This window comes from Natrialba sp. INN-245, from assembly GCF_009807105.1.
GTDB classification, from domain to species: domain Archaea; phylum Halobacteriota; class Halobacteria; order Halobacteriales; family Natrialbaceae; genus Natrarchaeobius; species Natrarchaeobius swarupiae.
On the sequence record NZ_WUBV01000021.1, the window covers coordinates 1 to 9,108 of the forward strand.

The following is a 9,108-nucleotide window of genomic DNA, read 5'->3' on the forward strand; positions in this document are numbered from 1 at the left end:
CGTCCATATCTCAGCCCGGTGGAAACACGATACGAAGACAGGGCCGCAGGTCGTCCGCCGGAACGCGGACGACCTGCTTTCCGTCGCTGCTGACAACGCCTTCCACAACTGGCACACCACATACGAGTTCTACGCCCTCGGTGTCGAACCACTGATCTTACAGCGTGGATCGAAACCACTCACGACAGGGAACAACACGCTTATCCGGACAAAAGGCTACGCTCAGCGCTGGATGGCCGAAACGTCGTATTCGACGACGAAGCGCTCGCTCGGCGATGCCGTGCGAGCGCTGGGCTGGTATCGACAGTTCCGTGAGATCGTCCTCATGTTTGCTGTTCACAACATCAAAACCCTCAGTGAAACGCTCTAATTCCAGTGCTGTATGGCGTTTTCAATAGAGCACAACTAACGGCTTTGTGAAGTACTGAGACTGAAGCGTGGTTCGAGTGATACGAAAATCGCTAACGAGAGAGTGAGGAGGAACGACCCGTGAGCTGTTCGATCAGTGTGTATATCGGTACAGTTGTTAGTATAAACGGTGCCGAGATAGGCATCTGTTGGTTGACTGTACCGATAGGACTTTCTCGATTCCCTGAGAGAAATAAGATATGCCTGGTTGGATCGAGCAAGTTTACTTAGAGCGCGTCGGCTGGGATCATCTTGAACAACTCTGCAACATCGATAACCGCCTTCCCGGAACCGACGGAGAGAAATCAGCTGCGAAAGCAACGGAGCGCACATTTGACGAGTTTGACGCCGTCGAAACCGTAGTCGAAACCTTCGATATTCTCAGATGGGAACGAGAGAAATGCCGTCTCTCAGGCATTATCGACTACTCTGGGTTCGAAGCGGTCGCGCTTCCGCGGAGTCCGTCGACAATGGCATCGGGCCCGGTCATCGACCTGGGCTACGGAATGCCATCTGACTTTGAGGAAGAGGCAATCGAGAATGCGATTGTCCTCGTACGAAGTGATAATTCACCCGACTCAAGCCGGACGATTCACCGTAGAGAGAAGTACTGTCGGGCAGTCAGTGGTGGTGCTGCTGGATTTATTTTCCAGCATCATAAAAGTGGGTGCCTTCCCGTTACCGGAAGTATTGGGACTGATTCCTCACCCATCGGGAAAATTCCAGCAGTCGGGACGAGCAAGGAGCTCGGGGAGCGCCTGCGACGCACCAATGGTCAAGAACTTGAGCTGTCGGTTTCATGCCACACTAGTTACGAAACAAGTAGGAACGTACATGCAGTGATGGGTCCAGATACCGAGAAAGAGGTGATCGTGGTCGCCCACATGGATGCTCACGACATCTGTAGCGGTGCAGTCGACAACGCGAGTGGCGTCGCGACGTTGGTCGAGATTGCCGCAGCACTCAACCGACGAATCAACGAACTTGAAACACAGGTTCGCCTTGTGGCTGTCGGTGCTGAGGAGGTCGGTTATGTCGGCTCCGATCATCTCGCCGACCGTATGACTGATATAAAGACTGTCGTGAACATCGACAGCGTCGCCGCACGGCCGTCACTCCAATTCATGACAAACGGCTTTGAGCCATTTGGGCCGGCAGTCAACAATGTTTTGGATCGAACTGGAACCTCGGGTGTGATCATCGAGAAACAGCAGCCCTACAGTGACCACTGGCCGTTCGTAAAGCGCGGTATCCCCGGTCTGGCTGTCACCAACACCCCACCTGCAGGCGGACGAAGTTGGGGACACACGCCGGCGGACACGCTCGACAAGGTGGATCAACGATGCTTTGTCGATCACGCCATCGCTCTGACCGAACTGATCGTGGAAATCGCAAATGATGAGTTCAAAATTGACTCTAAAACGCCTAGTGAGATAGCCCAGCTACTGGTTCAGGATGGTGCCGCGGCGGGGCTAAGAGCAGTTGATGAATGGGATTTTGAGTAGCCTACCGGTTGGCAAGAAATCTCTTCTCGAGGAATCGGACAATCCCATTGGCTGTGAGATTTGCAGTTGCATCTGTTGGGTCAAGCGGCGGCGCAACCTCCACAAGGTCTAATGCGGCAACCTCATCATAGCGCCCGAGCTCTGTCATTGCTTCGAGAAACTCAGTGCTCGATAGTCCACCCGGTACCGGGGTACCGGTTCCAGGAGCGAACGCTGGATCAACTATATCAATGTCAACGGTTACGTAGAGCACATCGGCGTGTTTAATCGCGTGATCAACCGCTTCGCGAACACAGGGCACGATTCCCTTGTTCGCAATGTCGGTGCGGTAGCTTACATGACACCCTCTATTCTTCATCTCATCATCGAATCCCGTCGCCTCGTACCCACGAATACCAACCATCGCATGTCGATTTGGGGAAAAGTATTCTGACTCTGCAAGTCGTGACATTGACGATCCGTGGAAGTGCTCACCATGCGCTGCCGTCTCTGGGATTGTATCACTGTGAGCGTCAAGGTGGACCAGCCCCACCTCACCATCGACAGTCGAGGCAAAGCCGACGAACGAGGGGTAGGTAAGGTAGTGATCGCCGCCGAGAATAATTGGAAAGGTCTGATGAGAGAGCGCCCGGACGTATTTTTGAATTTGTTCACTTGTCGAAATTATGTCGGTTGGGAAGGTGGGGACATCGCCGACGTCACACAGCTCTATATCAGCCAACCGAGCCTCCTGCCTAGTGTCCACGTTCATAAGTTCGTGTTGGCCGACGTACCCAAACCAACTGCTTGCTCGGCGTATTCCCCGAGGACCATACCGCGCACCCGCTTTGTTCGAGACACCGCCATCGAAGGGGACTCCAATCACACCGGCGTCGGTGTTATCCCCAATTTGATCGACGGATCGGTATTCGGACTTAAGGAAAGTCTCAATCCCCTCATATGCTAGTTCTGGCCGCCCTGTATTCGAATCGTTCATGTTGTGTTAATGAGCTAAATAATTCCCTTACATGTCCGTGCAGCCTGTATCGTGGAGAAAGCATCGCGACACGTGATTGTTGCCCGTTTGATAGAACGACGGTTCGGCCTTATCACAAGCGTCGAACGCCTCTGGACACCGAGTTCGGAACGCACAGCCAGAAGGTCGGTCACGCGGGTCCGGGACCTCGCCGTCTATGCGGGTTCGGTCAGGCTTCATCTGTTCATCTTCGTCGAGAACGGTCGGTATTGATGATAGGAGTGCCTTGGTGTAGGGGTGCTGCGGATTCCGGAACACCTCCTCTGTACGACCCACCTCCACAAGACGTCCCAGATACATGATTCCAATCCAGTCAGAAATATTCTTCACCAGAGATAAGTCATGGCTGATGAATAAGTATGTCAAGTTGTATTCTTCCTGTAGGTCCTGGAATAGCTCAACAATCCTGGCTTGGACACTCACGTCAAGAGCGCTGGTGGGTTCATCAAGTACGATGAACGTCGGGTTGAGGATGACAGCGCGGGCGATCCCGATTCTCTGTTTCTGCCCTCCCGACAACGATGATGGGTAGCGGTACATGTACTCCTTTGGCAGGCCGACAATGTCGAGAAGCTCCGCGATCCGATTGTGTCGATCCTCGGCAGTCCCAATCCCATGAATTTTCAACGGTTCAGCAATAATATCCTTGACTCGACGCCGCGGGTTCAAACTCGAGGTGGGGTCTTGATAGACCATCTGGATCTGTTGGCGGAACGATTTTAATTGATTCCCAGATAGATCCGTGACCTCCTGACCGTCAATGACCACGGAACCGTCGGTCGGTTCCTCGATTCGGAGGATCGTTTTCCCGGTAGTGGTCTTCCCTGAACCCGACTCACCGACTAATCCGAACGTCTCCCCTTGTGGGATCGCAAAGCTCACGCCATCGACCGCGCGAACGGCCCCTGTTTTTCGCCTCAAGAACGAACTGTATATGGGAAAGTGTTTTTTGAGGCTGCGAACCTGAACCAGTGCGTTCTCGTCGACGAGATGAATCGGGGCCTCCTCATCGAGGATCCTGTCTTGATTTATTCCCCCCGTCATCGATTAACCTCCTGACTCTCCCGAGGCTGAGTCCCGAGATTGACCTCTTCGACGGGTGTGAATCGATCATGCGTTGGGCTGCCATCGTAGAGGTGGCAGGCGACCGTATGGTTGTCCTCAGTCACTCTAGGGTACGGATACTGCTCATTGCACGCTCTCTCTGCATGAGGACACCGATCAACAAACCGACATTCAGAGGGCGGTGATGTGTAATCCGGGATCTGGCCACCGATGCCCGAACTCATATCTCGAGTCAGTTTTGGAATGCTATCTAATAGTCCCCTGGTATAGGGATGCTGAGGATGTTCGAACAACGCCTCTGTCGGCGCACTCTCTACAATTTCACCAGCATACATTACATTAATTTTATCACTGATCTTCCTTGCCACTCCGAGGTTATGTGTTATGTACAGCACTGTCGTTCCAATTTCATCTATCAGTTCAGCTAATAGGTCCAGTATCTTGGACTCAGTCGTTACATCGAGTGCGGTTGTTGGTTCGTCAGCGATGAGCAGCTTGGGCTCAGTCAAGAGCGCAATTGCGATTAGCACACGCTGTCGCATTCCGCCCGATAGTTCTACTGGATAACTCTCGAAGACACGCTCGGGAGCTGAAATCTCTACCTTTTCGAGCATCGTAATGGCTCGCTCGCGATAATTATCGTCGTCCTGGAACTTACTACGCAACCACCGACTGATACCAACTCGGCGCTCACCACGCCACTTGAGAACGTCAAGCATCTGCTCGCCGACAGTGAGCACGGGGTTCAGCGATGTCATCGGATCTTGCATGATTAGCCCCATCTCCTGCCCGCGTACCTCGGAACGGTCCTGTGCAGAGAGGTCCAAGAGATTTCTACCGTCGAACTCGATCCGACCACTGACTTGAGCGTTCTCGGTCCCAATGAGCCCAAGGATTGTCTTTACGGTGACGCTCTTTCCACACCCGGTCTCGCCAACAACAGCCGCAGTCTCGCCGCGGCCTATGGTGAGGTCAACTCCGTTGATCACCTGCGCGAGCCCATCATGGGTTTCAAATGAGACATGGAGATCTGTGACGTGCAGCAATGGGTCCGACATCATTCTACCTCCACATCGAACATATCCCGTAATCCATCCCCAAGGAGGTTGAATCCCAGCACAGTGAACGAGATGGCCAGCCCTGGGAACGTGGCTATCCACCAGTAGTTGGTTACGTAGTCCCTACCATTGGCGATCATCGCACCCCAGTCCGGAGTCGGTGGTTGTGCACCAAGGCCAAGGAAAGATAATCCAGCACCAACGAGAATCACGAATCCCATGTCTAGAGTCGCCTTCACCGTAATTGGAGCGACGATATTGGGCAGGATTTCCTTGAATATGACACGAACCCATCCCGCGCCGAGCGATTCACTAACCTCAACATATTCTTCTTCCTTAATCGACAGTACCTCCCCCTGCGCAAGTCGAGCGTACCAGGTCCACCAAGCGAAGGATAAGGCGATCATCGTATACCATAAGCTCTGTCCGAGTGCGGCGTTCACGGCTAGCGCCAAAAGTATGGGAGGTATCGAAAGAAACACATCTGTAGTTCGCATAATTACCATATTAGGCCATCCGCCGAGATAACCCGCGATGAGTCCAAGCGTGACACCGATGGTGACAGCGATGGAAAGAACGGTTACACCTAGCAAGAGGGAGATCCTCGCACCGAAAAGAATCCGCGAGAAGATATCTCGGCCAGCCGTATCCGTTCCCAGTGGATGCTCAAAGCTGGGTGCCTGAGACTGCTGTTCAAAGTGGACTTCGTCGCCTGCATCACCGGGGTGGGGAGCAAGAAACGGTGCGAACAGTCCGGCGCCGAAAATAAGCAGTATCATAATCAGTCCGACAACCGAAAGCTTATTTTCCGCGAACCGAGACGCCGACCGACGCAATTGCTCCCGGCGTTCCTCGCGTACTAATCCCTCAGTTGTTGGTAGTAATTTCTTTGCGCTCATTTTCTACCTCGCTGCGTCGATTGGTTTAATCCCATTCTTATTTGTGAATTCATTGTTACTCTCCGCGGTGACGGATCCTAGGATCTAAGTAACCGTAGGTGAGGTCAACTGCGATGTTCACGAGAACGAAAATGATGCCAACGACAAGAGTGACACCGACGATCGCGTTGAAGTCCTGATAGAGGATTGCTTCCACACCATAATGTGCCATTCCAGGCCAGGCGAATACAAGTTCAACCAGGAAGGCATTCCCGAACAGCGTTCCAAATGCCAACCCAATCAGTGTTAGTGAACTTGAAAAAGCATTCTTCAATTTATACTTGTACTCTATAATCCCACTCGGAAGGCCGTATCCCCTGACTGCCGTTACGTAATCCTTGTTCTCTTCTTCGATCATATCTGACCTAAGAAGCCGCATCACTTGGGCCAGGGTTGCAAGTGAGAGGGCAACCGCTGGTAGTGTGATATGCATGAGAGTGTCGAGGAACGTGGCCCACTGACCGGCAATAACGCTGTCGATTAGATACATATGCGTTATCGCCGGTGGCGGTTCCACTCCAGACGAGAGTCGGCCTGTGAGAGGGAAAAGACCAAGCCACCCAACGAAGATCACCTGGAACAATATCGCGACCCAGAACCGTGGCATGGACACACCCAACAGCGCAACGACCCGTGAAAAGTGATCTGGCCACCCATCTTTGTTTGTTGCGGCAATTACTCCAAGTGGAATTGCGAGTGTGATCGCGATTAAAATCGCAACGAGGACTAGTTCCAGTGTCGCTGGGAGTCGTACGACAATATCAGTGAAAGTGTTGTTGCCTGTACGAAGCGATTGTCCCCAGTCACCTCTAACAATACCGAAAAGCCAGTCGACATACTGCATGTAGAGCGGTTGGTTAAGTCCCATTTCCGCACGAAGCTGGTTGACGGTCTCTTCACTCGCGGTTGGTCCAAGGGCTAATCGAACTGGGTCCCCTGGGAGGACCCGAGAGATAAAAAAGACAAGAATCGACAACCCGAGCAGTACTGGGGCGCCTTGTGCGAGACGTTTGATCAATACTGAGTAGAATGACATTATAGATTATCTCCAGTTACTCGTGGTGCATGTCCCACCAGTAGTAGTCATATCCGGTGACTCCCTTATGTTGGTATCCTCCGAGAGAGGTATTTTTGGCAATCTGCAGGTCCGGATTTGCGACGAACGCAGCGGGGTACCCCTCCCAAATGAGCTCCTGGGCCACATTATATAGTTCGCGTCGCTCCTCCGTATTGGAGGTAGTTCTTGCTTCGTCGAGGACAGACTCAATCTCGTCAGTCGTATAGTGACTTACACCGTTCAGGGTACCGAAAGCACTGGGATGGAACATTCCGGAAGTGTACACATCCGGGGACGGGTACGCCGCAAATACGTACAGCTGTTGAGTATGTGGCGCAGTTTCAGGATCAACCGCTCGTTCGGTAATCGTCGGCCATTCTTGTCCGTTTAGTTCCACGTCGATTCCAAGTTCGTTTAGACCTTCACTAAATACCAATCCTATATTCTCCATGTACGGGACAGAAGCGATGAAGACATGCTCGATCCCGATGTCATTAATTTCTTCGACGGTGTAGTCGGATCGGTCGAGTGCCTCTTGAGCCCGGTCTAGATCCTGTTCGTACGGATCGAGATCGCCGTTATGTCCAGGCATTGCTTGCGGGACGGGGCCGGACGCAATCGGATCTTCTGGTCTTATCAGGTCATTGATTGTCGCGTAGTCAATCGAATAGGCGAACGCCTCCCGGACGTTTCTATCGTCCAACGGAGGCTTCTCGGTATTGAAAGGGATATAAAAGAGATCTAACCTGTCAGCTGTTACAATCTCAACATTATCGTATTCGCCCATCTCTTCGAAGGCTTCTGGAGTCAAGGTCGCTGTTGTTATATCTGCTTCCCCACGCTCCATCATGAGCCTGACCGTCGATTCCTCAGGCACACGCACCATTCGGGCTCGGTCAAACTGGTTCTCTTCCCACCCCCGCCAGTAGCCGTCGAATCGTTCGAAGATGATTTCGTCCTCCCCTGATTCGGCGAGAGTGTAAGGCCCAGATCCAGCTGTCTCCTCATCGAGGAACTCCTGTCCGAAATCCCCGTACTCTCCGTGGTCTCCGTCAGTTTCGTTTTCCCGGACAAGATCGCTGTCGACGATCGTGAGGCGGATCAGTGTCTGTAGAAACGGCCCGAAGGGCTGATCGAGTTCGAACCTTATTGTATAATCGTCGACAACGTCAATACCCTCTGGATCGAGAACGTCTCGCCATTGATCCGAATCGCCTTCAGCAATCGCCAACGCCCTCTCCATTGAATATGCTACGTCATCGGCAGTTAATTCGTTACCGGAGTGAAATTCAACGTCGTCACGGAGGGTAAATGTCCACACTCTACCCTCTTCCTCTGACTCCCAGTCAGTGGCTAGGTGATCTGTGACAGTTCCGTCCTCAGTAAGGTACAGGAGAGCATCGTACCGGTTGATCGTTACAACTTGGGTTTGGAGATCTGTTACCTTGTGGGGGTCTGCAGTCCTTGCTACCTCGTTTTGAACCCACACAACCTCCCTCTCGCCGTTCTCGTCATTCTCGCCATTTGGTGACTCGTCACTTGTGCAACCGGCTAGTGCTGTCGCCATACTTCCGCCTACGAGGGACATAAAGCCCCTTCTCAATCTATCGGAATCTGACATACACATCTACCTATCTTCGGTATACTTAATATTTGCTTAAAATATGTGCCATTTTCCAGCGTGAATCAGAAAAGTCAATAATATGGTTTAGATCTGATTCAGTGTACCCCACACTGATCGCTACTGCATCGTAATACTCCCCCACGTTCTATACTAGTATCAATTCCCCATCGCTAGGTGATCGGTTGTATACATTAGTCTGCTGTTCCGAAGTGGAAGCAACCTAATCAATAACATCATATCTCAGCACGAGCGATACGAGGGGGTTGATACAAGATTTGGTGGGGTCTTATACTACAATCGCCCAAAAGATAGGCAACAATAACTCAGGATCGTAACTCCCTGGTGGCCTCAAAGTCAATTTCACAATCGGGTGTGATTACCACTCCGTATTCTTCGTGAGCAGCTGTTCGTGAGACATACCCATCCAGAACGTCCTCC

General features: G+C 52.1%; 8 protein-coding genes. 2 read left to right on the plus strand and 6 right to left on the minus strand.

Annotated features, from left to right (window positions below; translation table 11 throughout):
• Together GRS80_RS08355 and GRS80_RS08360 are read left to right on the plus strand one after the other, a co-directional pair.
• A partial coding sequence (locus GRS80_RS08355; RefSeq protein ID WP_343161504.1) for a transposase occupies positions 1-370 on the plus strand: 370 nt, incomplete at its 5' end.
• 238 nt (positions 371-608) lie between these two features.
• On the plus strand, positions 609-1,913 hold the full coding sequence (locus GRS80_RS08360) for a M28 family metallopeptidase (protein WP_160047150.1): 1,305 nt from the start codon (positions 609-611) through the stop codon (positions 1,911-1,913).
• 1 nt (position 1,914) lies between these two features.
• Here GRS80_RS08360 and GRS80_RS08365 read toward each other — a convergent pair whose 3' ends face one another.
• Genes GRS80_RS08365 through GRS80_RS08390 form a run of 6 tightly spaced genes read right to left on the minus strand, consistent with a single transcriptional unit; the run spans position 1,915 to position 8,667 of the window.
• Entirely contained in the window at positions 1,915-2,889 is a 975-nt protein-coding gene (locus GRS80_RS08365) for an agmatinase family protein (protein ID WP_160047151.1), read from the minus strand.
• Between the two features lie 27 nt (positions 2,890-2,916).
• The gene (locus GRS80_RS08370) at positions 2,917-3,972 is read right to left on the minus strand and encodes an ABC transporter ATP-binding protein (RefSeq protein WP_160047152.1); all 1,056 of its coding nucleotides are present in this window, start codon (positions 3,970-3,972) and stop codon (positions 2,917-2,919) included.
• Positions 3,969-5,054 (minus strand): ABC transporter ATP-binding protein, encoded by a 1,086-nt coding sequence (locus GRS80_RS08375; RefSeq protein WP_200840351.1) that lies wholly within the window; start codon positions 5,052-5,054, stop codon positions 3,969-3,971. Before GRS80_RS08375 ends, GRS80_RS08370 begins: the two co-directional genes overlap by 4 nt.
• The gene (locus GRS80_RS08380) at positions 5,051-5,950 is read right to left on the minus strand and encodes an ABC transporter permease (RefSeq protein ID WP_160047153.1); all 900 of its coding nucleotides are present in this window, start codon (positions 5,948-5,950) and stop codon (positions 5,051-5,053) included. Before GRS80_RS08380 ends, GRS80_RS08375 begins: the two co-directional genes overlap by 4 nt.
• Positions 5,951-6,005: 55 nt before the next feature.
• Positions 6,006-7,025, minus strand: a complete 1,020-nt coding sequence (locus GRS80_RS08385; RefSeq protein WP_160047154.1) for an ABC transporter permease — start codon at positions 7,023-7,025, stop codon at positions 6,006-6,008.
• 16 nt (positions 7,026-7,041) lie between these two features.
• Positions 7,042-8,667, minus strand: a complete 1,626-nt coding sequence (locus tag GRS80_RS08390) for an ABC transporter substrate-binding protein (protein ID WP_160047155.1) — start codon at positions 8,665-8,667, stop codon at positions 7,042-7,044.
• Positions 8,668-9,108 lie beyond the last annotated feature (441 nt).